Raw genomic sequence first — 21,059 nt, forward strand, 5'->3', positions numbered from 1 at the left:
TATTCACCGCTATTCGGTAGGCGGCCGCCGAGGACCATTGTAACGACAGTGTGGGAGTTCACCGTGCCGAGCGGCAAATTTCGACACCGGACCAGGCCGATGCGGCAAAGTTACCCGGCGGTAGCTTGCGCGCCGGCGGGCCACGGATCCTCACTGGCCATGGCCGCGCCCACGATGCCGGCGGTGTTGAGCAGCGTGGCGGGCACAATCGGGGTTCGGATCTTCAGCAGCGGTAGCCACTTGTCCGACTTGCGGCTGATGCCCCCGCCGGCGATGAACAGGTCCGGCCAGATCGCGTTCTCGATGGTCACCAGAACCTTGTTCACCTCTTCGCTCCAGCGCGCGTAACTCCACTCCTTGCGCTCCTTGACCGACGACGCTGCGCGGTGCTCGGCTTCCTTGCCGTCTACCTGCAGGTGACCAAACTCGGTGTTGGGCAACAACACACCGTTGTGGATCACTGCCGAGCCGATGCCGGTGCCGAAGGTCAGGAGTACCACGACACCGGAGTTGTCCTTGCCCGCCCCGTAGTGTTCCTCCGCCAGACCCGCCGCGTCGGCGTCGTTGAGCACGCGCACCGGCAGTCCGCCGAGCGCGGTGCTGATCACCTCGGAGGCGTTCACGCCGATCCAACCCTTGTCGACATTGGCCGCGGTCCGCACGATGCCTTCGGTGACCACCCCCGGGTAGGTGACGCCCACCTTGCCGGTCCAGCCGAACTCGGCCACCACCGCAGCCACCGTCTTCGCCACGGATTCCGGGGTGGACGGCTGCGGCGTGTCGAGTTTGAACCGCTCGCCGACGAGTTGTCCGGTGTCGAGGTCGACGATGCCGCCCTTGATCCCGCTGCCGCCGACGTCGACACCGAATCCGCGGCGTTGGGGCGGCGCGGTGGGAACCGGATCTGCGGCGGGCGCGTCGGGTGCGGTCATGGGTGCTCCTTTGTGGGACAGGCAGTGAGGAGGCTGTCGGACAGCGTGAGGGACAAACCAAGGCGCGCCCCCACCCTAGTAGTTCGCCAACGCCCGCGCGTGCGGTCGGCCATCCCCTGGAAGCGACTTTTCGGTCAGAAGGTGTTGCGATAGAGCCGTGACCGACAACAGTTTCGATGCTCCCGCACTGAGGGTGGTGGCCGAGCAACTCGCCACCGAAGCCGCAGAGTTCGTCGCGCGCCGGCGCGCCGAGGTGTTCGGCACCGTCGCGAATCCCGACGGTGCCGGGGTACGTGACGATGTCCGGACTGTCAGATCTAAGAGCACCCCGACCGACCCCGTCACGATCGTCGACACCGAAACCGAACGATGGCTGCGCGAGCGGCTGGCGGTGTTGCGGCCGTCAGAGGCGATCCTGGGGGAGGAGGAGGGCGGTCAGCAGGAGGGCCGTGACGGACTGAGTTGGGTGATCGACCCGATCGACGGCACGGTGAACTTCGTCTATGGGATCCCGGCCTATGCGGTGTCGGTGGCCGTGCAGTACGACGGCCGGTCGGTGGCCGGAGCCGTGGCGAATGTGCCTGCCGGTGAGGTGTACTCGGCCGCCCTCGGGCACGGCGCGGAGGTGGTGCGGGCCGGGGTGCGGACGCCGCTGCGGTGCAGTGCCGTCGAGAAACTGTCGATGGCGCTGTTGGGTACCGGGTTCGCCTACGATCCCGCCCGGCGAGCGAGGCAGGCCGGTGTACTGGCCCGGGTCCTGCCCGCCGTGCGCGACGTGCGCCGCATCGGCTCGTGTGCGCTCGACCTGTGCATGGTCGCCGCAGGCAGGTTGGACGCCTATTACGAAGAGGGTGTCCAGGTCTGGGACTGGGCCGCGGCGGCGCTGATCGCCGCCGAAGCCGGTGCGACGGTGTGGTTGCCGGACGCTCCCGGTGCCGAGTTCGTGGCGGCGTCGGCGCCGGGTGTCGCCGACGTCCTGCACGACGCGCTAGCAGGTGCCGGTATGGATCTTTGACAGCAGCGCGGAATCCGACGGGGCAGTGGCGTCGGGCCGCAGGCTGGCCAGCACGGCCTTGATGTCATCGTTGCTGGTGAGTTCGCTGAACTCGGTGCCGAGCGCCAGATCGACTGTGGCGTCCGGCCTTTCGTCCTGGAACAGTTCGGTGCACGGAGCCACCAGCCATACCGCTGCGGCGGCGGCACGGCCGGACGGGCCGAACCGGATCTGGCCCTGGCATTCCAGCCGGGTGTTGGCGTAGATCGGGTCGTTTGCCGCCTCGGGTTGGGCAAAGCCCAGATCGCGCAGCGCTCCGGCCACCTCGCCCGCCTGGCCGCCCTGGCCACTGGCGTTGAGCACCCGGATCCGGGTCTCGGCCAGCGGTGCCGGCGTGACTTCGGTCATCGCCGAGTTGGCCACCTGCTCGCCGAGCTTGGGGGCTGCCGGATCGGCGGCCGGCGGCGGGTTGTTACACACCGTGGCCTCGTGCACGTCTGTCGGTTGGTTGAGCGCGATGATCCACACGATCATCGTCACCACCGCAAGTGCGACGAACAACACAATGCCGGGAACGAAACTGCGCCGACGGAACGGTCGACCGTGACGGTCGAAGGCGGCTCCATCGGTGATTTCTGCGACCACACCTGCACTCTAAGGGCAACCGCGTTCGCCGACGCAGCAGAGCTCAGACGGTATTGTGAGGTAAATCACACTGAAACGTGTGGCAATACGGGCACGAATCATTTGGGGAATGCGTTCGACGCTGGTACAAAGCTCTGCTGCAAGGTAAGGGAGGGGACACAGACGATGGCTACCGACTACGACGCTCCACGGCGTTCCGAAGCAGACGAGGTTTCTGAGGATTCGCTCGAGGAGCTCAAGGCGCGGCGCAACGAGGCACAGTCCGCGGTGGTGGATGTTGACGAAACAGAAACTGCCGAGTCGTTCGAGCTGCCGGGCGCAGACCTGTCCGGCGAGGAATTATCGGTACGGGTGGTCCCGAAGCAGGCCGACGAATTCACCTGCTCCAGCTGTTTTCTGGTGCATCACCGGAGCCGGCTGGCAAGCGAGAAGAACGGGGTGATGATCTGCACGGACTGCGCCGCCTGATTCGCGGCTCAGCCGCTGCAACTGGATTCGCGGCTCAGCCGCTGCAACTGGATTCGCGGCTCAGCCGCGGAGCGCAGCCAGGACGCGATCCGGATGCCTCGAACTGATCAACCAGTACGGGGTGGGGTCATCCGGATCGTCGAGCACCACCAGGACCATCGGGCCCACCCACGCCCGGTGCACGACGTAGGCAGCGGGATCGAGCTGGCGGCCGAGTGCGGCGGACTTCGCGGACCGCGGCACCTCCGCGGCGCGGGAGATGACGCTCGTCGGCAGGTGTGCGTCACCGATCCACAACTCGGTGTCGTCCTCCCCGTCGCGGACCACCTTCAATTCGGTCTTGCTGAACCACATCAGCACGGCCGCCGCCACGCCGAAGAGCAGCACGTACGGCAACCATGCCGGAATGGCCGGAGCAGCCAGGCCGATCTCGAATGCGATCACTCCTGCCAGCACCGCAGCGGGAAGCGACCACCACCACGGCACCCACAAACGTTCGCGGTAGTGAACGCTTTGGGTGGTTGCGCGCGTGTCTGACACGCGGCTCAGAGTAATCTGTGACGTCGTGTCCACCTCTCTGGCGGTCGTCCGATTGGACCGCGAACTACCGATGCCCAGCCGGGCGCACGATGGTGACGCGGGCGTAGACCTCTACAGCGCGCGCGATGTCGAGCTGGCCCCCGGGCAGCGGGAGCTCGTGCCCACCGGCGTCGCGGTAGCCGTCCCGCACGGAATGGTGGGTCTGATCCACCCACGCTCGGGTTTGGCTGCACGCGTGGGTCTTTCGATCGTCAACAGCCCGGGCACCATTGACGCCGGCTACCGCGGCGAGATCAAGGTTTCGCTGATCAACCTCGATCCCGACACGCCGATAGTGATCAACCGCGGTGACCGGATTGCCCAGCTGCTGGTTCAGCGGGTAGAACTGCCCGAGTTGGTCGAGGTGACCTCGTTCGACGAGGCGGGCCTGGCTGACACCTCCCGTGGCGACGGCGGCCACGGTTCCTCCGGCGGACATGCGAGTTTGTGATGGCATTCGGAAAACGCAAGAACGATGCGGCTGATGACAAGGCTGATCAGAACGATGGCGTGCGGGTCGAGCAGCCGGCGCCGGCAGAGCCGGCTGACGAGGACCGCGACGAGGACTGGGCTGACGACCAGGGTCCGTTCGACGTCGAGGACTTCGACGACCCCGCCGTCGCGGTGCAGGGCCGGCTCGACCTCGGCTCGGTGCTGATCCCCATGCCCGACGGCGGCCAGGTGCAGGTTGAGCTCAACGAGGCCGGGGCGCCGAGTGCGGTATGGGTGGTGACCCCTAACGGGCGGTTCACCATCGCCGCCTACGCCGCGCCCAAGAGTGCCGGCCTGTGGCGTGAGGTGGCCGGTGAGCTTGCCGAGTCGCTGCGCAAGGACACCAGCTCGGTGGCCATCCAGGACGGCCCATGGGGCCGCGAGGTGGTCGGTGTGGGTAATGGCGGTGTGGTGCGGTTCATCGGCGTCGACGGCTACCGCTGGATGGTGCGCTGCGTCGTCAACGGCGCTCCGGAAACCATCGACGCGCTGGCTGACGAGGCACGGGCGTCATTGGCTGACACCGTGATTCGTCGCGGGGAGACACCCCTGCCGGTACGCACGCCGCTGCAGGTGGAGTTGCCCGAGCCGATGGCTGCCCAGCTTCGTACCGCGGCGCAGCAGGCCGCGATGCAGCAGGCCGCCCAGCAGGTCGCTTCGGCGTCACAGGCCCTGCCGCAGGATCAGCCGCCGGCCGAGCCGGCGGCGCGGCGCAGTGTGCAGGGCTCGGCGATGCAGCAGCTGCGCACCATCACCGGCGGCTGAGGCCCCGCCTCAGCTTGCGACGGTGTCGCTGGCGGCCTCCCGCAGGGCCGCCACACATGCGGCGCCCAGTACGCCGGTTTCGAGCCCCATCTGTTCGAGCGTGACCGAGCGCAGCGCTGCCTGCGGCGCGGCGGCCACCCATTCGTAGCCGACCTCGGCCGGGTGCACGGGGTCGTCGGTTGCCACCGCGACGCCCATCGGTATCCGAAGCTGTTCGAGTTCGGCACTGCCGGGTGCGCGGTAACCGGCCGCTTCCTCCATCGCGTCGGGCAGAGTGGGCCACTGGCCGACCCAGGAGCGGGCCAGTTCGTCGGCCAGCCACGGCGGGCTGGAAGCCCGCATCTGCGCCACGGTGGCCGCCAGCCCGTCCCGGCGCAGCAGATCCGCCGACTGCCGGGCCAACAGCGCGGCGGGGGCATGCTGGGAGGTGCCCGTCCACGGCGGCAGAGCGGCCAGTACTGCCACGGCCCGGCCGGGATGGTCCAACGCCCACCGCACTGCCACGACGGCCCCGATGGACACCCCGCCGACCGCGATGGGGCCCGACCGGGCGGCGTCGTCCAGCGCCTGCAGGTAGCCCTCGACGAGCCGGTCCGGAGTCGGCGGCGGGGTCACCACCAGCGCGCCGGCGGCGTGCAGCGCATCGGAAAATGCCCGGTAGACGTAGTTATCGTCGGACCCGGTGCCGGGCAGTAGAACGGTTGGGACACCGCGCAGGATGACGCTCATCACATGATCGTGCCTGCCCGGTCAAATCGTCGGCGTGCCGACCCGCGCCCCACGTGGCATTCGGTGAACAAGAGGTCTACGGTGGCGTTGGTTGGGCGGATTCACAGAGGATCCGCAGAAGGTCAGGAGAGGCCATGGCTACGGCCGAAGGGTATCTGCGCCGGCTTACGCGACGCCTGACGGAAGACCCCGAACAGCTTGATGTCGAAGTGCTCAGCGATGACGCCGCCAACACCGGCGCGCTGAAGGCCATCGACGCCCAGCGCGGCCAGGAAGTGACGATGGTCGGCACCCTGCGCAGCGTGGAATGTAACGGCAAGGGGTGTTCCGGCGGCATCAGGGCCGAGTTGTTCGACGGTACTGACACGGTGTTGCTGGTGTGGCTGGGACAACGCCGCATTCCGGGCATCGAATCCGGTTGCACGCTGAGGGTGCACGGCCGGGTGGGCAAATTGGAGAACGGCGCCAAGGCGATTTACAACCCCCGCTACGAAATTCAGAAGTGAGTCAGGCCGACCAGAACACCGGCGACGCATCTCAACCCCCTGAGAGTGATCCGGCGCTGACCCCTGCCCACGGCGGCGGACGTGCAGTGCTGGACCAGATGGGCGGCATCAGCGGCCTGATCTATTCGTCGCTGCCGGTGCTGGTGTTCGTCCCGGTGTCCACGACGTTCGGGCTGATGCCGGCGATTGTCGCCGCGCTCGGCGTGGCGACACTGATCCTGATCTGGCGGTTGATCCGCCGCGACTCCGTTCAGCCCGCTGTGTCGGGATTCTTCGCCGTGGGCGTCAGCGCCCTGATCGCCTACGTGGTGGGCGAGTCGAAAGGCTATTTCCTGCTTGGCATCTGGAGCTCGCTGGTCTACGCCGTGCTGTTCGGGGTGTCGGTGATCATCCGGCGCCCGGTGGTCGGCTATATCTGGGGCTGGGTGAACACCCACGACCGCGCTTGGCGCGATGTTCGTAAGGCGGTGGTGGCATTCGACATCGCCACCCTCACCTGGGTAGCGGTGTTCGGGTCGAGGTTCCTGGTGCAGCAGTATCTGTACGACGCCAACGAGACGGGCTGGTTGGGCTTCGCGCGCATCGCGATGGGCTGGCCGCTGACCGCCGTCGCCGCGTTGGTGACCTATCTGGCCATCCGGGCTGCGCAGCGGGCCGTACACGCCGACGACGCGGTTCAGAGCGCCGACGGCTCCGACTGTGCCGGAGCGCCGTCTTAGCGCGGCGCCGCACGCAGCAGCAGCTCGCGCAGTTCGTCCTCGGACTCGGTGACGGCGACGAACAGTAACTCGTCTCCACCCTCAAGAGGATCGTCGGATTCGGGCACGATCACCCTCGCTCCGCGCAGGATGGTCACCAGTGCGGTGTCGCGGGGCAGCTCGAGCCGCTTGACGGGCTTGCCGCCCCACGGGGTGTCGTCGGGCAGCGTGATCTCGACCAGGTTGGCCTGTCCCTTGCGGAACTCCATCAGGCGCACCAGATCGCCGACCGCGACGGCCTCCTCGACGAGCGAGGCGAGCATGCGCGGCGTCGACACCGCCACGTCCACCCCCCAGTTCTCGTCGAACAGCCACTCGTTGCGGGGATCGTTGACGCGGGCCACCACCCGCGGAACCGCGAACTCGGTCTTGGCCAGCAGGCTGACCACGACGTTGACCTTGTCGTCACCGGTCGCCGCGATCACCACATCGAATTCCTCGAGCTTGACCGACTCCATCACGGTGAGCTCACAGGCATCGCCCAGCCGCCAGTGCGCGGCCGGGATGGCATCGACGTCGATGTGGCTGGGGTTACGTTCCAGCAGCGTCACGTCATGGTTGTTCTCAAGCAGCTCGCGGGCGATGGAGCGGCCCACGGCCCCGGCCCCGGCGATGGCAACCTTCATCAGTGAGACTCCACGTCGTCGCTCGGTGGCAGTGCCGCGATGGCCAGCGCCTCGGCGACGTGTCCGGACACCGCGGCCATGTACACCTGATCGCCGGCCTGGATCACGGTCTTGGGTTCGGGCAGATACCCGTTGCCGAACCGGATCATGAAGGCCACCCGGCCGCCCGTCGCGGCCTCCAAGTCGGTGACCAGGTGCCCGGCCCAATCCTGGTGCAGCGGAAGTTCGGCCACGCCCACGTTGCCCGACGGGTCCCGCCACTTGGTGGTCTCGGTCTCCCTGGTCAGCACGTTGAGCAGACGATCGGTGGTCCACGGAACAGTGGCCACGGTGGGGATGCCCAGCCGCTCGTAGACCGCGGCACGCTTGGCGTCATAGATACGCGCCACCACGCGCTCGACGCCGAACGTCTCGCGGGCCACTCGGGCCGAGATGATGTTGGAGTTGTCGCCAGAGGACACCGCGGCGAACGCTCCGGCCTCCTCGATGCCGGCGCGCAGCAGCACGTCGCGGTCGAAACCCATACCGAGCACACGTTCACCGGCGAACTCCGGCGAGAGCCGGTGGAAAGCGGTGCTGTCCCGGTCGATGACCGCGACCTCGTGGCCGATGCGGGCCAGGCTGTCTGCGAGGGACGCACCCACCCGGCCGCACCCCATGACGACTACACGCACCCGAAGGTCCTTTCCGGTGGCAGAGGAGGAGCGCTGTTGCGCTTATCCGTTGCACTCGAACGCTACAGCTTTGTCACGTCTTTTCTCCTTCGGGCTTAGTCTTGGCTCTCGTGTCCAAGCTTTCGACGGCGACGCGCCGTCTGGTCCTCGGGCGGCCGTTCCGCAGCGACAAGCTCTCTCACACCCTGCTGCCCAAACGGATCGCCCTGCCGGTGTTCGCCTCCGACGCGTTGTCGTCGGTGGCCTACGCACCGGAAGAGATCTTCCTGGTGCTCTCGGTGGCGGGGCTGACGGCCTACTCGCTGACGCCCTGGATCGGCCTGGCGGTGGCCGGCGTCATGCTGATCGTGATCGCCAGTTACCGGCAGAACGTGCATGCCTACCCGTCCGGCGGTGGTGACTACGAGGTCGTCACCACGAACCTCGGGCCGACCGCGGGACTGACGGTGGCCAGTGCGCTGATGGTGGATTACGTTCTGACCGTTGCGGTGTCGATGTCGTCGGCGATGTCGAACATCGGCTCGGCGGTGCCGTTCGTCGGTCAGCACAAGGTGTTGTTCGCGGTGGTGGCGATCCTCTTGCTGGCCTCGATGAACCTGCGCGGGCTGCGGGAGTCGGGCACGGCGTTCGCCATTCCCACCTACGCGTTCATGATCGGCATCTACATCATGCTGGGCTGGGGTCTGTTCCAGATCTATGTGCTGGGCCATCCGCTGCGGGCGGAGTCCGCCGGTTTCGAGATGCATCCGGAACACGGCGAGGTGCTCGGTTTCGCGCTGGTGTTCCTGGTGGCGCGGGCGTTCTCCTCGGGCTCGGCAGCGCTGACCGGTGTCGAGGCGATCAGCAATGGTGTGCCGGCATTCCGGAAGCCCAAGTCACGTAATGCGGCAACCACCCTGCTGCTGCTCGGGGTGATCTCGGTCACGCTGTTCATGGGCATCATCATGTTGGCCAAGGCCACCGGGGTGAAGATGGCGGAACGCCCGCACGAGCAGTTGATCGGTGCGCCGCCGGGGTACCACCAGAAGACGCTGATCGCCCAACTCGCCGATGCTGTGTTCCACAACTTCCCGGTAGGCCTGTACCTGATCGCCGGGGTCACGGCGCTGATCCTGATGCTGGCCGCCAACACTGCCTTCAACGGATTCCCGGTGCTCGGGTCGATCCTGGCCCAGGACCGGTTCCTGCCGCGACAGTTGCACACCCGGGGTGACCGGCTGGCGTTCTCCAACGGCATCCTGTTCCTGGCCTTCGCCGCCATGGCATTCGTGGTGGCGTTCCGCGCCGAGGTGACGGCGCTGATCCAGCTGTACATCGTCGGCGTGTTCGTGTCGTTCACGCTCAGCCAGATCGGCATGGTCCGGCACTGGACCCGGTTGTTGCGCACGGAAACCGATCCGGCGGTGCGGCGGAACATGATGCGCTCGCGCGTCATCAACGCGATCGGACTGACCGCGACCGGTTCGGTGCTGGTGGTCGTGGTGGTGACCAAGTTCCTCGCCGGTGCCTGGATCGCGATCCTGGCGATGGGCGCCCTTTTCGTGGTCATGAAGCTCATCCACAAGCACTACGAGACCGTGGCCCGTGAGCTCGAGAAGGAGGACGAGGACGCGGGCGACATCGTGCTGCCGAGCCGCAACCACGCGGTGGTCCTGGTCTCGAAGCTGCACCTGCCGACCAAGCGGGCGCTGGCCTATGCGCGAGCGACCCGGCCGGACGTGCTGGAGGCGATCACGGTGAGCGTCGACGACGCCGAGACCCGCGCGCTGGTGCACCGGTGGGAGGACAGCGATATCAGTGTGCCGCTGAAGGTGATCGCCTCGCCCTACCGTGAAATCACCCGGCCGGTACTGGATTACGTCAAGCGGGTGACCAAGGAATCTCCGCGCACGGTGGTGACGGTGTTCATCCCTGAATACGTGGTGGGGCACTGGTGGGAACAGGTGCTGCACAACCAGAGCGCGTTGCGGCTCAAGGGCCGGCTGTTGTTCATGCCCAATGTGATGGTGACATCGGTTCCGTGGCAATTGGATTCATCGGAGCGGTTGAAGGCGCTGCAGCCTCGAGTCACCCCGGGTGATGCGCGCAGGGGATTCCTGGAATGACGGAACTGACACTTACCACTGGTCCGGCCGCCAATGGCGGCAGTTGTGTGGCCCGCCACGACGGCCGGGTGGTGTTCGTCCGTTACGCGCTGCCCGGTGAGACGGTGCGGGTCAATGTGCTCGACGAGCGCGGATCGTATTGGCACGCCGAGGTTGTCGAGGTCATCGATCCGTCACCGGACCGGGTCGATTCGTTGTGCCGTATCGCCGGCGTGGACGGTGCCGGGTGCTGCGATCTGGCATTCGCCGAGCCGGGCGCGGCGCGGCGACTCAAGGGCTCGGTGGTGGCCAACCAGTTGGCGCGGCTGGGCGGATTCACCTGGCGCGATGAGCAGCGCGACGACCCTGCCGTGGCCGAACCGGTGGGTGCCGGCGAGGTTCGTGGCTGGCGGACCCGGGTGCGGCTGGACACGACCGGCGACGGCCGGGCCGGATTCCACCGCTATCACAGCGCCGAGTTGGTCACCGAACTCGACTGTGGACAACTGCCTGCCGAGCTGACCGACGGATTGGCGGAGATGCGTTGGACCCCAGGGGCGCATGTGCATGCGGTGCTGGACTCCGACGGCCGCAGACACGTCGTGCAGTCGGGTCCCAAGGCGATCGGCCGTAACGGCAGCCGCGGGGTCGCTCCCAAAAATGCCACGCGCGTAATCGAGGGCGATTACGAGGCGGTGCAGCGCATCGGCGGGCGGCAGTGGATGCTGCCGGTGACGGCGTTCTGGCAGGCCCACCGTGGCGCAGCGGCCCTCTACAGCGGGCTGGTGGCCGATTGGTCGGGGCTGCAGCCAGGCATGACGGCATGGGATCTGTACGGCGGTGCCGGGGTGTTCGCCGCCGCGCTGGCCGAACAGGTCGGGCCGGACGGACGGGTGCTGACCGTCGACACGTCCCGCGGAGCGTCGCGTGCGGCGCGCACTGCGCTAGCCGACCTGCCCTGGGTCTCGGTGGTCACCGATTCGGTGCGTCGGGCTCTGTCTGCGCAGTCGGGACGCCCCGACGTCGTGGTGCTCGATCCCCCGCGCACCGGCGCCGGCCGCGAGGTGATCGACGCTCTGGCGGCCACCGAGGTGCCGAGGGTCATTCACATCGGCTGTGAGGCCGCGTCCTTCGCCCGTGACGTGGGACTGTATCTGCGGCATGGTTACGCCGTGGAGGAGTTACGGGTGTTCGATTCCTTCCCGCTCACCCATCATGTGGAGTGCATCGCGGTGCTGACGCGCTGACGGTGTTCACCGGTGCCTGCGCCGCAGGTTCGGGTTGTACGGCGTCGGGTCGATGTCAGGACTGCGACCTTCGACCAGATCGGCGAGCAGGCGCGCCGATCCGCAAGCCATGGTCCAACCGATGTGACCGTGTCCGGTGTTGTAGTACAGGTTGTCGTGGCTACCCAGGCCGATCAGCGGCGGCCCGTCCGGCGTCATGGGGCGCAGCCCGGTGCGGTACCGGGCGTTGCTCCAGTCGATGGCGCCGGGGAACAGCTGATCGCCCGCGGCAATGATGCCGGCGTAGTCCGCGGGGGTGAAACTGCGGTCGTAGCCGACGAATTCGGCCGTGGCCGACATGCGGATATCGCTGCCGAACCGGGACCAGGCCACCAGGGAGCGCTCGTCGATTCCCCCGACCGTAGGAGCGTGGTCGGGGTCCTTGACCGGGGCGGTGAGGGTATAGCCCTTGGCCGGATAGACGGGTATCCGATGTCCGAAGGTGCGGGTGAGCAACGGGCTGGCCGCTCCGGCGGCCAGCACGATGATGTCGGCGCGGATGTCGTCTCCGGTGGTGCTGGCCCTGGTGATGCTGGAGCCGTCGGTGGTCAGCCCGGTGACTGTGGTGGACAGGTGGAACCGCACGCCGAGGCGGCGGCACCTCTCGGTGAGGGCGCCGGCGAACAGGTGCGGGTCTCCGGTGGCGTCGGAGACGTCATGGATGGCGCCGGCGAAGGTGGCGTGGCTGTGCCGCAGCGCCGGCTCCACCTCGGCGATCTGGTCCGGGGCCAGTAGCTGCTGCTGGCGGCCGTGATCTTGCAGGAACGCCGAATTGCGCTGGGCAGCACGGAATTCAGCTTCTTCGCGGTACAGGTAGAGCACGCCGCCGGCGGTATGCCAGAACTGCAGGTCTTCCCGCTGGGACAGTTCATCAAGCAGTCGCTGGCTGTAGCGAGCCAGCTCGAGTTTGGCCAGGGTGTTGGTGCGGGACCGTGATGGCGGACATTCCCGCAAGAACCTCACCCCCCAGCGGATCAGGTCGAAGTCTGCCCGCGGGTGCACCCTGATCGAGGTGTCCGCGCCGAACAGCGACCGCAACAGCATCCCCGGTGCGCTCGGCGATGCCCACGCGTAGGAGTGACCGGGGGCGATCAGCCCCGCGGAGCTGTCGGAGGTGTCGGCGGCGACTTCCGAACGGCTGTCGTAGACCTCGACGTCGTGTCCGCGCTCGGCCAGGGCATATGCGCTGGCCACACCGACCACGCCGGCCCCGATGACGGCGATCCTCATGATGGGCTTTCCTCAGATTCCTTGTCCCGCACCACTTGCTGCAGGTAGAACCGCCAGCCCAGGAAGCCGACCCAGAGTGTGACGACGATGACGAGCAGAGGCACGCCGTAGAACAACAGATTGATCATCATGCGGGTTCTCCTTGGGGGACGAGGCAGGGCTGACGCCGTCGCGGATAACGATGAGAGGTAGCGGCGGCGACCACGGCGAAGACCACCAGGTTGGCCAGTACGCCGGGGATGAGTCCGTCAGCCAGACCGAACGGGGCCTCCAGACCCCACTGCCAGATTCCGGTGACCAGGGCGCCGGCGGCGATTGCCGACAGGGCTGCCGGCGTCGAACGGATGCCGAACAGCACCGCGCCGAACAACGGAACGATGATGGTCGGGGCCCACAGTGCGTAGCTGTAGAGCAGAGCGTCGACGATCGACGGGACGCTCAGCGCGAAGATGGTGGCCGCGGCGCCGACCACCACACTGGTGGTGCGCTCGATGGTCAGCCTGCGCTTCGGTGCCACCGAGGAGGCCCGGAGTGGCTGGTACAGATCTTTGGTGAGCACCACCGCGGTGGAGTTGAGATACGAACTGGCGGTGGACATCACGACCGCCAGCAGGGCTGCGACGACCAGTCCGAGGATACCGATGGGCATTAGGTTCATCACCACGGTGGGCAGGGCCTCGTCGGTCTTGATGTCGGGGTAGAGGACCAGGGCGACCAGCCCGATGGTGGCGGCGGTGAAGTAGAAGCAGAACGAGAAGATCCCGGCCATGGTGTACCCGATCCGGGCGTGGCGGGAGTCGGGTGTGGCGAAGGTGCGTTGGGCGTACGGCGGCACCAGGGTCTCGCCGAGTAGCAGCGCCACGAACAGGGTGAGGAACTTCATCGCCGTGTAGTCGCCGAGCAGGGTCAGATGCGAGGCGGGCACCTGGTCGATCAGGGCGGCCGGTCCGCCGACCGCGTGCAGGCCGATGAGCAGCGCCACGGGTAGGAACACGCCGAGGAAGACGAACTGCAGCATGTCGGTCTGGATCACCGCCCAGGCGCCGCCGAACGAGGAATAGAGCACCACCACGCTCATGCCGATGATCACCGAGGGGACGGTCGGCACGTCCAGCGTGGCGTTGACCACGGTCCCGATCGCCAGGGCCTGGGCGCCCAGGATGCCTGAGCACAGTGCCAGCGACAGGGCGCCGGTGACCACCCGCGCGGGCTTGCCGTAGTGCTCGGCCATGACGTCACCCAAGGTGTGCGCGCCGCGATAATTTTTGAGTCTGGGGGCGATGAAGAGTCCGACCAACACCGTCTGCACCCCGAATGCGCAGAAGGCGAACATGTAGACGTAGCCGTCGCGCATGGTGGCCCCGGCCACCCCGATGGACGCGCCGCCGCCGAGAAATGCGGCGGCGAGGCTGCCGAAGAACACCGGCCAAACGATCCGGTTGCCCGCGACGGCGAAGTCGTCGGGATTCTTGACGCGTTTCATGGTCTGCACGCCGATGAGGACCAGCAGAGCGAAATAGCCGGCCAGCAGCGCCCAGTCGAGAGCGGTCATATGCACTCCTTGTCGAGGATCACCACATCGTAGGAACGGAACGTGATCGCCGTCACTAGGCATAAGGACTAGTATCTGCGCCTATTAGCGCTCCAAAATGGGCATCTTGCCTAACGCGATGGAGGTAAGGAAATGCTTGGACAGGCGCTGGCGCAGCAGATTGCCGACGAGATCACCGAGGTGATCGGGCACAACGTGTTGATCACCGACGCGGCAGGCGTGGTGATGGGAAGCGGCGACGCGTCCCGGGTCGGGCAGTTTCACGAGGCATCGGTGGAGGTGATCCGCCGCCGGCGCACCATCGTGCACACCGAGGAGGACGCACGTGAGCTGGTCGGCACGCTGCCCGGCGTCACGGTGCCGCTGACCATCGACGACGCAGTGGTCGGGACGGTGGGTCTGTCCGGGTCACCGGGGGAGGTGGAGCAGTTCGGGCTGGTCGTCAAACGCCAGACCGAGATCCTGTTGCAGGAGGCGGCCAAGATCGGATCCCGCATGACCCGCGAACGCAGCGTCACCGAACTTCTGCGCGAAATCTGCGAATGGCATCACGCCCGGGTGTCCGAGGCCCAGCTGATCCGCCGCGGCGCTGCACTGGGCTATGACTTGGCCACGCCGCGGCGAATCCTGTTGATCCACTGGGACAACTCGGACGCCGGGCGCGACGAGCCCGACCCGGTGCGGCTGCTCCGCCACGTCGAGTCGGTGTTCGGGGGCGCGGGCGATCTCGTCGCACCGCTGTCGCAAACCGTGATCGCGGTGGCCACCCCCCGAAGATGCGGACGGGCCGGGCGGTTTGGCGTTCGCGCGCGGCGCAGAATGCCTCGACGGTGCCCGCAAGCACCGTTTCGATGTCAGCATCGCGATCGGCTCCGGGGGGTCGGGCATCGCCGAACTCAACATGTCCGCCCGCGACGCCTTCGACGCCATGAAGTTGGGGCCGGTGGCGAACCCAGGGGAGCGGATCCACCAGATCGACCAGGTCAGGTTGCAGCAAGCGCTGTCGGTGGTGCCGATCGATTCCCGGACACGTCTCACCGAAGGACTGTTGGGACCCCTGCTGCACGACCGCGAATGGGCGACGCTGCGCCAGACGTTGATCGCGTGGGGAGACTGTGCGTTCAACACCACCCGGGCGGCCACCCACCTGCATGTGCATCGCAATACGTTGATCTACCGGCTGGATAAGATCGCTCGGATCATCGGTCGACCGCTCGACGAAACGGGGCTGGCAGTAGCGCTCTACGTCACCTGCGTGATGGACGAGCTGGGCAGGCATTCGGCCCACCGCTGACACCACTCACTCCTGGACGTCGGGGCCCATGGTCGGGGTGGGGAAGTGCGCGTAGGTGGCGCGGTTGCCGCCTTGGGCCTTCGACTGGTTCATCGCGGTGTCGGCCAGTGCCACCAGGGCATCGACGATCTGCGGGGTGGGCAGTTCGGTCAGCGGACGCAACTGGCTGCAGGCCGTGCCGATGCTGGCTGTGAGACGCATGGGCGTGGTGGTGAGGGCCATCCGGATCCGGTCGACCAGCGGTGAGGGATCGTTGGTCTTGAACACGTCGGCGATCAGGAATTGGCTGTCGGATACGTGGGCCAGCGGAACCTTGTGGCGCACGGTCTCGCGGATGGCCTGTGCCACCGCGACTCGGGCGTGCAACGTGCTGTGGCTCCCGTCCATGTCACTGAGCAGCGCCATGTCGTCGATCCCGACCGCCACCACCACCAGGTACTGGTCATCGTGACGGCTGTGCGACCCCAGCATCGTGGCGGTGTGCATGTCGAATGCCTCGCGGTTGAGCAGACCGGTCAGCGGGTCGATCTCGCTCGGATGCTGGACGCGATCGGGCTCGATCAACTCGACGGCCATCCGGCACAGCGCGGAGGTGCCAAGGATCACCAGGACCGCGACCAACGCGCCGGCGATCCCGAGCCAGGCGTCGATCAGCGCCACCCGATAGGCGAGGAAGCCCACCACGGCACCGGAGGCCAGCCAGGTCAGGTGTAGCACTCGGCGACTGTGCAGGAAGGCGGTGTAGGCCGTGATCAGGCTCAACGCGCTGGATCCCATGAGGCCGATGACCGGGTCCACCAGCAGGATGCAGGTCGCCGCGATACAGGCCGTACCGATGCACACGACGATCCAGGACTGGGTGCGGCTGGGCCACTGCCGCCGCCACCACCACTGCGCCAGGATCAGCCCGCCGATACTTACGCCCACGGCCACGTACTGGAGGCTGCCGTGAGGGCCTTTCGGACTGGTCAACACCAGCAGCGGGATGAGGCTCAACCCGACGATCGTGGCCCCGATCGTGCGTTGCATCCGGGTGCGCTTGCCCTGCGCAGCGAGCAGTGCCGTACGCGCATAGTAATTATCGAATGGACTCAACCAGCACCCCGGAGTAATCGACTTCGCCTACACCTTACGTAATCATGGTGGGCAGCGTTTTGCCGCCGGTTTGAGGCGCTGCCACGGACTTCGTCAATATTTGCTCGCGTACCGCACCTGTTAGCGTGAACCCCAGGTGTGCCGGGAAGTCTGGTCGGCGTTCGATGCACGCTGACCACAGGAGCCCGATGAGTAATCGCCGCCAACCCGCCAGCCGACGTCTGCTCGCGCGCGGGTCATGGCCGGAGTGGCAGCGGGTCTCCGATCTGCTGCGCACCGAGACGGTCGGCGGGGCGTTGCTGCTGGCGGCCGCGGGCGCCGCCCTGGTCTGGGCCAACTCCCCGTGGTCGAGCGGCTACCACCGGCTCTCGGAATTCGTCGTCGGCCCGCAGTCGCTGCATCTGAACCTGAGCCTGTCGGCCTGGGCCGCCGACGGACTGCTGGCGGTCTTCTTCTTCGTCGTGGGCGTTGAGCTCAAGCGGGAATTCGTCGCGGGGGATCTGCGTGATCCGGCCCGTGCCGCGCTGCCCATCGCGGCGGCCGTGGGTGGCATGGTGGTGCCTGCGGCGATCTTCGTCGGGATCAACTTCTTCTCGGGACATCCGGAGAACATCGGCGGGTGGGCGGTGCCGATCGCCACCGACATCGCTTTCGCGTTGGCGGTTCTGGCCGTGGTCTCCACCCACCTGCCTGCGGCGCTGCGCATTTTCCTGCTGACGCTGGCAGTGGTCGACGATCTGCTGGCAATCACGGTGATCGCCATCTTCTTCACCGATGACGTGGCGCTCGGGCCGTTGGCCGCCGCCCTGATCCCGATCGCGCTGTATGCGTTCGCTGTGCAGCGGGGCGTGCGCCAGTGGTGGATCCTGATGCCGCCGGCCGTCGTGGCCTGGGCGCTCGTACACGCCAGCGGGGTGCACGCCACCGTGGCCGGGGTGGTGCTCGGGTTCACCGTTCCGGTGCTGGGCCGCCACGCGTCGGCCAAGCACTTCGAACACCTTGTACGCCCGCTCTCGGCAGGATTTGCCGTGCCGGTGTTCGCGTTCTTCGCTGCGGGGGTGACGGTCGGCGGTTGGTCGGGCTTCGCCGACGCCCTGTCACACCCGGTGACGATCGGAGTGATCGCCGGCCTGGTGCTCGGCAAGCCCATCGGCGTGCTGGGGACGACGTATCTGTTGGCCCGCTTCACCCACGCGAGCCTCGACGAGGACCTGGCCTGGCGGGACGTGCTCGGCGTCGCGTTGCTGGCCGGGATCGGTTTCACGGTGTCGCTGCTCATCGGCGAGCTGGCCTTCGGGCACGCCACCGTCGCCGATGACGACGTGAAGATCGCGGTGGTCACCGGGTCGGTGGTGGCGGGCCTGCTGGCGTCGGTGGTTCTGGTGTCTCGTAATGCCGCATATCGCCGCATCAACCAGCTGGAAACCGTCGACGCCGACCATGACGGTGTGCCGGATGTCTATCAGCCTCGGCAGGACTGACCTCGGGTGCGTGCGTACACTGGCGGAATGCTTGAACAGGTCCGCGGTCCCGCTGATCTGCAGCACCTGTCACAGTCTCAGTTGACTGATTTGGCACAGGAAATCCGTCAGTTCCTGATCCACAAGGTCGCTGCAACCGGCGGACATCTTGGCCCCAATCTGGGTGTCGTCGAACTCACCTTGGCGCTGCATCGCGTGTTCGATTCGCCGCACGATCCGATCGTCTTCGACACCGGGCATCAGTCCTATGTCCACAAGATGCTGACCGGGCGTGCACAGGATTTCGACACCCTGCGGATGAAGGACGGTCTGTCGGGTTATCCGTCGCGCAGCGAGAGCGAGCATGACTGGGTGGAATCCAGCCACGCCAGCACGGCGCTGTCCTATGCCGACGGTCTGGCCAAGGCCTTCGAGTTGACCGGTCACCGGAACCGCCATGTGGTGGCGGTCGTCGGTGACGGCGCTCTCACCGGTGGCATGTGCTGGGAGGCGCTGAACAACATCGCCACGGGTGGTCGCCCGGTGGTCATCGTCGTCAACGACAACGGCCGCAGCTACGCGCCCACCATCGGCGGGTTCGCCGACCACCTCGCCGGCCTGCGGCTGCAGCCGGCTTATGAACGACTCCTGGAAGAGGGCCGCAAGGCCGTCCGCGGGCTGCCCGTCGTCGGCGAGTTCTGCTATCAGTGCATGCACAGCATCAAGGCCGGCATCAAGGATGCGGTCGCCCCGCAGGTGATGTTCACCGATCTGGGGATCAAGTACGTCGGTCCGATCGACGGCCATGACGAGCACGCCGTGGAGAATGCGCTGCGCCACGCCCGTGGCTTCAAGGCCCCGGTGATCGTGCACGTGGTGACCCGCAAGGGGATGGGCTACGCGCACGCTGAGAACGACGAAGCCGAGCTGATGCATCAATGCGGTGTCATCGATCCGGAGACGGGGCTGCCGACGAAGACCTCGGGTCCCGGTTGGACTTCGGTGTTCTCCGACGAACTGATCAAGATCGGCGCCAAACGACGTGATGTCGTGGCGATCACCGCGGCCATGCCCGGCTCCACGGGGCTGAGCGCTTTCCGGGATCGGTTCCCCGACAGGTTCTTTGACGTCGGCATCGCTGAGCAGCATGCGATGACCTCGGCGGCCGGGCTGGCCATGGGTGGCCTGCACCCGGTGGTCGCGATCTACTCCACGTTCCTCAACCGGGCGTTCGACCAGCTGATGATGGACGTCGCGCTGCACAAGTTGCCGGTCACGCTGGTGCTGGACCGGGCGGGTGTCACCGGCCCGGACGGGGCCAGCCACAACGGGGTCTGGGATCTGTCGGTCCTGGGTGTCGTCCCGGGCATCCGGGTCGCCGCCCCCCGTGACGGGGCGCGACTGCGCGAGGAACTCGGCGAGGCGCTGGCGGTCAACGACGGTCCGACGGCGCTCCGGTTCCCCAGAGGGGATGTGGGTGAAGACATTCCGGCGCTTCGGCGGCGCGGCGGTATCGATGTTCTGGCCGTCCCGGCCGAGGGGTTGACCGACGACGTGCTGTTGGTCGCGGTGGGCTCGTTCGCGTCGATGGCATTGGCGGTCGCCGAGCGACTGCGCAATCAGGGCATCGGTGTGACGGTGGTGGATCCACGCTGGGTGCTACCGGTTCCCGAAGCCCTCGGTGAGCTGGCCCGCGGGCACAAGCTGGTGGTCACTGTCGAGGACAACGGTGTGCACGGCGGCATCGGCTCATCGGTGTCGGCGGCGCTGCGCCATGCCGAGATCGACGTGCCATGCCGGGATCTCGGAGTGCCGCAGGTGTTCCAGGACCATGCCTCACGTGCCGAGGTGCTCGCCGCGGTCGGTCTGACCGACCAGCACATCGCCCGCCAGATCACCGGGTGGATCGCCGCGATCGGTGCGCCGGTGGGCGAGCGGGAAGTCAGCCACCAGGTCGACTAGCTCCTAGGCTGCGGACATGGACGCCGAACTGCAGAACTGGAAGGACGCCGGGCAGTTCTTCGACTACCTGGGCTTCGACATCTTCTACCGGGTCGAGGGAAGTGGACCGAATCTCCTTCTCATCCATGGGTATCCGTTCAACTCGTGGGACTGGTCGCTGATCTGGCCCACGTTGACGGAACGGTTCACCGTCATCGCGCCGGACATGATCGGGATGGGGTTCTCCGACAAGCCGGTCGCCTACGGGTACACGGTGCCCGACCACGCCGACATGCACGAGGCGCTGCTGGACCACCTCGGCGTCGGCAATACCCACATTCTGGCTCACGACCTGGGTGATTCGGTCGGCCAGGAACTGCTGGCCCGGCACGAGTTCGGCGACCGGTCCTACGGGGCACTGGACATCGAGTCCATCACCTGGCTCAACGGCGGGCTGTTCAACGAGGCCTACACGCCTCGGCTGCTTCAGAAGGCGATGTCGCGAACCCCGTTGGGGGACATCATGAGTCCGCTGCAGGGCAGCCGGTTCTCGCGCCGGATCGTGGAGCCCACCATCAGGGAAATGTTCGGGGTGAACACGAAGCCGTCGCAGGATCTGATGGAGAAGTTCCACCAGATCCTTGAGTACAACGACGGTAAGCGGGTCATCCACAAAGTCGGCCGGTTCGTCAACGACCGCTACACGTACCGCAATCGGTGGGTGCGGGCCATGCGGACGACCGATGTGTCGATGCGGCTGATCGACGGGCCGTCGGACCCGAACTCGGGGCGGCACATGGCCAAGCGCTACCTCGAGGTCATTCCCGACCCCGACGTGGTGATGCTCGCCGATGACATCGCGCACTGGCCGCAGATCGAGGATCCGCAGGGAGTCCTGACGCATTTCCTGGCCCACATCGACCGGGTGGGCGGATGAATCGTCGGAGGT

24 protein-coding genes and 1 pseudogene are annotated in these 21,059 nt (G+C 66.9%); 13 read left to right on the top strand and 12 right to left on the bottom strand.

All coding sequences use genetic code 11. The features are described from left to right. Window positions 1–110: 110 nt before the first annotated feature. Complete coding sequence (ppgK, locus tag HBE63_RS08300) at window positions 111–932, bottom strand: polyphosphate--glucose phosphotransferase (RefSeq protein WP_166904325.1); 822 nt, start codon at window positions 930–932, stop codon at window positions 111–113. 157 nt (window positions 933–1,089) lie between these two features. On the opposite strand from ppgK, the gene HBE63_RS08305 reads away from it, so the two are divergent. After that, window positions 1,090–1,947 (top strand): inositol monophosphatase family protein, encoded by an 858-nt coding sequence (locus HBE63_RS08305; protein WP_166904326.1) that lies wholly within the window; start codon window positions 1,090–1,092, stop codon window positions 1,945–1,947. Here HBE63_RS08305 and cei read toward each other — a convergent pair. Continuing rightward, entirely contained in the window at window positions 1,921–2,571 is a 651-nt protein-coding gene (gene cei, locus HBE63_RS08310; RefSeq protein ID WP_166904327.1) for an envelope integrity protein Cei, read from the bottom strand. The two genes, HBE63_RS08305 and cei, sit on opposite strands and share 27 nt — an antisense overlap. Window positions 2,572–2,736: 165 nt before the next feature. On the opposite strand from cei, the gene HBE63_RS08315 reads away from it, so the two are divergent. After that, window positions 2,737–3,039, top strand: coding sequence for a DUF4193 domain-containing protein (locus tag HBE63_RS08315; protein WP_029111033.1), 303 nt, complete (start codon window positions 2,737–2,739; stop codon window positions 3,037–3,039). A 60-nt stretch (window positions 3,040–3,099) separates the two neighbouring features. On the opposite strand, the gene HBE63_RS08320 is transcribed toward HBE63_RS08315, so the two are convergent. Beyond that, window positions 3,100–3,579, bottom strand: a complete 480-nt coding sequence (locus HBE63_RS08320; protein ID WP_166904328.1) for a DUF3093 domain-containing protein — start codon at window positions 3,577–3,579, stop codon at window positions 3,100–3,102. Window positions 3,580–3,604: 25 nt separating this feature from the next. Here HBE63_RS08320 and dut point away from each other — a divergent pair, with 25 nt between their 5' ends. Both dut and HBE63_RS08330 read left to right on the top strand, forming a co-directional pair. After that, a complete protein-coding gene (dut, locus tag HBE63_RS08325; RefSeq protein WP_166904329.1) occupies window positions 3,605–4,069 on the top strand; it encodes a dUTP diphosphatase in 465 nt (154 codons plus the stop codon). Further along, window positions 4,069–4,875 (top strand): DUF3710 domain-containing protein, encoded by an 807-nt coding sequence (locus HBE63_RS08330; protein WP_166904330.1) that lies wholly within the window; start codon window positions 4,069–4,071, stop codon window positions 4,873–4,875. The genes dut and HBE63_RS08330 overlap by 1 nt, the downstream gene beginning before the upstream one ends. A 9-nt stretch (window positions 4,876–4,884) precedes the next feature. Here HBE63_RS08330 and HBE63_RS08335 read toward each other — a convergent pair whose 3' ends face one another. After that, the gene (locus HBE63_RS08335; RefSeq protein ID WP_166904331.1) at window positions 4,885–5,604 is read right to left on the bottom strand and encodes an alpha/beta fold hydrolase; all 720 of its coding nucleotides are present in this window, start codon (window positions 5,602–5,604) and stop codon (window positions 4,885–4,887) included. 134 nt (window positions 5,605–5,738) lie between these two features. Here HBE63_RS08335 and HBE63_RS08340 point away from each other — a divergent pair, with 134 nt between their 5' ends. Together HBE63_RS08340 and HBE63_RS08345 are read left to right on the top strand one after the other, a co-directional pair. Then, window positions 5,739–6,110 (top strand): OB-fold nucleic acid binding domain-containing protein, encoded by a 372-nt coding sequence (locus HBE63_RS08340; protein ID WP_166904332.1) that lies wholly within the window; start codon window positions 5,739–5,741, stop codon window positions 6,108–6,110. 98 nt (window positions 6,111–6,208) lie between these two features. Continuing rightward, a complete protein-coding gene (locus tag HBE63_RS08345) occupies window positions 6,209–6,829 on the top strand; it encodes a DUF3159 domain-containing protein (RefSeq protein WP_166909544.1) in 621 nt (206 codons plus the stop codon). Here the strand turns inward: HBE63_RS08345 and HBE63_RS08350 are convergent. The 3 genes from HBE63_RS08350 to HBE63_RS31870 form a co-directional block, all read right to left on the bottom strand. Further along, entirely contained in the window at window positions 6,826–7,494 is a 669-nt protein-coding gene (locus HBE63_RS08350) for a TrkA family potassium uptake protein (protein ID WP_166904333.1), read from the bottom strand. The two genes, HBE63_RS08345 and HBE63_RS08350, sit on opposite strands and share 4 nt — an antisense overlap. Then, entirely contained in the window at window positions 7,494–8,168 is a 675-nt protein-coding gene (locus HBE63_RS08355; RefSeq protein ID WP_166904334.1) for a TrkA family potassium uptake protein, read from the bottom strand. Before HBE63_RS08355 ends, HBE63_RS08350 begins: the two co-directional genes overlap by 1 nt. 73 nt (window positions 8,169–8,241) lie before the next feature. Then, window positions 8,242–8,340, bottom strand: coding sequence for a hypothetical protein (locus HBE63_RS31870; RefSeq protein WP_371814938.1), 99 nt, complete (start codon window positions 8,338–8,340; stop codon window positions 8,242–8,244). On the opposite strand from HBE63_RS31870, the gene HBE63_RS08360 reads away from it, so the two are divergent. Together HBE63_RS08360 and HBE63_RS08365 are read left to right on the top strand one after the other, a co-directional pair. After that, the gene (locus HBE63_RS08360; protein ID WP_371815016.1) at window positions 8,309–10,273 is read left to right on the top strand and encodes an APC family permease; all 1,965 of its coding nucleotides are present in this window, start codon (window positions 8,309–8,311) and stop codon (window positions 10,271–10,273) included. The two genes, HBE63_RS31870 and HBE63_RS08360, sit on opposite strands and share 32 nt — an antisense overlap. Beyond that, window positions 10,270–11,499, top strand: coding sequence for a class I SAM-dependent RNA methyltransferase (locus HBE63_RS08365; RefSeq protein WP_166904336.1), 1,230 nt, complete (start codon window positions 10,270–10,272; stop codon window positions 11,497–11,499). Before HBE63_RS08360 ends, HBE63_RS08365 begins: the two co-directional genes overlap by 4 nt. A 6-nt stretch (window positions 11,500–11,505) precedes the next feature. Here the strand turns inward: HBE63_RS08365 and HBE63_RS08370 are convergent, their stop codons facing one another. The 4 genes from HBE63_RS08370 to HBE63_RS31315 all read right to left on the bottom strand — a co-directional run bounded on the left by HBE63_RS08370 (window position 11,506) and on the right by HBE63_RS31315 (window position 14,584). Continuing rightward, window positions 11,506–12,768, bottom strand: coding sequence for a D-amino acid dehydrogenase (locus HBE63_RS08370; protein WP_166904337.1), 1,263 nt, complete (start codon window positions 12,766–12,768; stop codon window positions 11,506–11,508). Then, window positions 12,765–12,899: a hypothetical protein gene (locus HBE63_RS31695; protein WP_256367923.1), complete on the bottom strand. Its 135-nt coding sequence runs from the start codon at window positions 12,897–12,899 to the stop codon at window positions 12,765–12,767. Before HBE63_RS31695 ends, HBE63_RS08370 begins: the two co-directional genes overlap by 4 nt. Continuing rightward, complete coding sequence (locus tag HBE63_RS08375) at window positions 12,896–14,320, bottom strand: sodium:solute symporter (RefSeq protein ID WP_166904338.1); 1,425 nt, start codon at window positions 14,318–14,320, stop codon at window positions 12,896–12,898. Before HBE63_RS08375 ends, HBE63_RS31695 begins: the two co-directional genes overlap by 4 nt. 84 nt (window positions 14,321–14,404) lie before the next feature. Further along, window positions 14,405–14,584, bottom strand: coding sequence for a hypothetical protein (locus HBE63_RS31315; RefSeq protein ID WP_243858564.1), 180 nt, complete (start codon window positions 14,582–14,584; stop codon window positions 14,405–14,407). Between HBE63_RS31315 and HBE63_RS31320 the strand changes: the two are divergent. Both HBE63_RS31320 and HBE63_RS31325 read left to right on the top strand, forming a co-directional pair. Next, window positions 14,516–15,088: pseudogene (locus HBE63_RS31320) on the top strand (sugar diacid recognition domain-containing protein); the annotation flags it as partial. The gene HBE63_RS31315 and the pseudogene HBE63_RS31320 sit on opposite strands and share 69 nt — an antisense overlap. Window positions 15,089–15,116: 28 nt before the next feature. Further along, a complete protein-coding gene (locus HBE63_RS31325) occupies window positions 15,117–15,614 on the top strand; it encodes a CdaR family transcriptional regulator (protein ID WP_243858565.1) in 498 nt (165 codons plus the stop codon). 6 nt (window positions 15,615–15,620) lie between these two features. Here the strand turns inward: HBE63_RS31325 and HBE63_RS08385 are convergent, their stop codons facing one another. Then, on the bottom strand, window positions 15,621–16,709 hold the full coding sequence (locus HBE63_RS08385) for a GGDEF domain-containing protein (RefSeq protein ID WP_166904339.1): 1,089 nt from the start codon (window positions 16,707–16,709) through the stop codon (window positions 15,621–15,623). A 188-nt stretch (window positions 16,710–16,897) separates the two neighbouring features. On the opposite strand from HBE63_RS08385, the gene nhaA reads away from it, so the two are divergent. From nhaA to HBE63_RS08400, 3 genes are read left to right on the top strand one after another with little or no spacing between them, the layout of a single operon-like run. After that, window positions 16,898–18,190, top strand: a complete 1,293-nt coding sequence (gene nhaA, locus HBE63_RS08390) for a Na+/H+ antiporter NhaA (RefSeq protein WP_166904340.1) — start codon at window positions 16,898–16,900, stop codon at window positions 18,188–18,190. Window positions 18,191–18,217: 27 nt separating this feature from the next. Further along, window positions 18,218–20,131, top strand: a complete 1,914-nt coding sequence (gene dxs / locus HBE63_RS08395) for a 1-deoxy-D-xylulose-5-phosphate synthase (RefSeq protein ID WP_166904341.1) — start codon at window positions 18,218–18,220, stop codon at window positions 20,129–20,131. Window positions 20,132–20,147: 16 nt separating this feature from the next. Beyond that, on the top strand, window positions 20,148–21,047 hold the full coding sequence (locus HBE63_RS08400) for an alpha/beta fold hydrolase (protein ID WP_166904342.1): 900 nt from the start codon (window positions 20,148–20,150) through the stop codon (window positions 21,045–21,047). The last annotated feature ends 12 nt before the right edge of the window (window positions 21,048–21,059 follow it).

It is taken from the genome of Mycobacterium sp. DL440, assembly GCF_011745145.1.
In the GTDB taxonomy this organism is placed as follows: Bacteria; Actinomycetota; Actinomycetes; order Mycobacteriales; family Mycobacteriaceae; genus Mycobacterium.

What these genes read in the sequence shown, in the direction of transcription:
- HBE63_RS31695 (WP_256367923.1), bottom strand. Translation starts at nt 12,899, where the DNA reads ATGATGATCAATCTGTTGTTCTACGGCGTGCCTCTGCTCGTCATCGTC.
- ppgK (WP_166904325.1), bottom strand. Translation starts at nt 932, where the DNA reads ATGACCGCACCCGACGCGCCCGCCGCAGATCCGGTTCCCACCGCGCCG.
- HBE63_RS08315 (WP_029111033.1), top strand. Translation starts at nt 2,737, where the DNA reads ATGGCTACCGACTACGACGCTCCACGGCGTTCCGAAGCAGACGAGGTT.
- HBE63_RS08400 (WP_166904342.1), top strand. Translation starts at nt 20,148, where the DNA reads ATGGACGCCGAACTGCAGAACTGGAAGGACGCCGGGCAGTTCTTCGAC.
- HBE63_RS08370 (WP_166904337.1), bottom strand. Translation starts at nt 12,768, where the DNA reads ATGAGGATCGCCGTCATCGGGGCCGGCGTGGTCGGTGTGGCCAGCGCA.
- HBE63_RS08335 (WP_166904331.1), bottom strand. Translation starts at nt 5,604, where the DNA reads ATGAGCGTCATCCTGCGCGGTGTCCCAACCGTTCTACTGCCCGGCACC.
- nhaA (WP_166904340.1), top strand. Translation starts at nt 16,898, where the DNA reads ATGAGTAATCGCCGCCAACCCGCCAGCCGACGTCTGCTCGCGCGCGGG.
- HBE63_RS08345 (WP_166909544.1), top strand. Translation starts at nt 6,209, where the DNA reads ATGGGCGGCATCAGCGGCCTGATCTATTCGTCGCTGCCGGTGCTGGTG.
- HBE63_RS08330 (WP_166904330.1), top strand. Translation starts at nt 4,069, where the DNA reads ATGGCATTCGGAAAACGCAAGAACGATGCGGCTGATGACAAGGCTGAT.
- HBE63_RS08350 (WP_166904333.1), bottom strand. Translation starts at nt 7,494, where the DNA reads ATGAAGGTTGCCATCGCCGGGGCCGGGGCCGTGGGCCGCTCCATCGCC.
- HBE63_RS08365 (WP_166904336.1), top strand. Translation starts at nt 10,270, where the DNA reads ATGACGGAACTGACACTTACCACTGGTCCGGCCGCCAATGGCGGCAGT.
- HBE63_RS08375 (WP_166904338.1), bottom strand. Translation starts at nt 14,320, where the DNA reads ATGACCGCTCTCGACTGGGCGCTGCTGGCCGGCTATTTCGCTCTGCTG.
- dxs (WP_166904341.1), top strand. Translation starts at nt 18,218, where the DNA reads ATGCTTGAACAGGTCCGCGGTCCCGCTGATCTGCAGCACCTGTCACAG.
- HBE63_RS08340 (WP_166904332.1), top strand. Translation starts at nt 5,739, where the DNA reads ATGGCTACGGCCGAAGGGTATCTGCGCCGGCTTACGCGACGCCTGACG.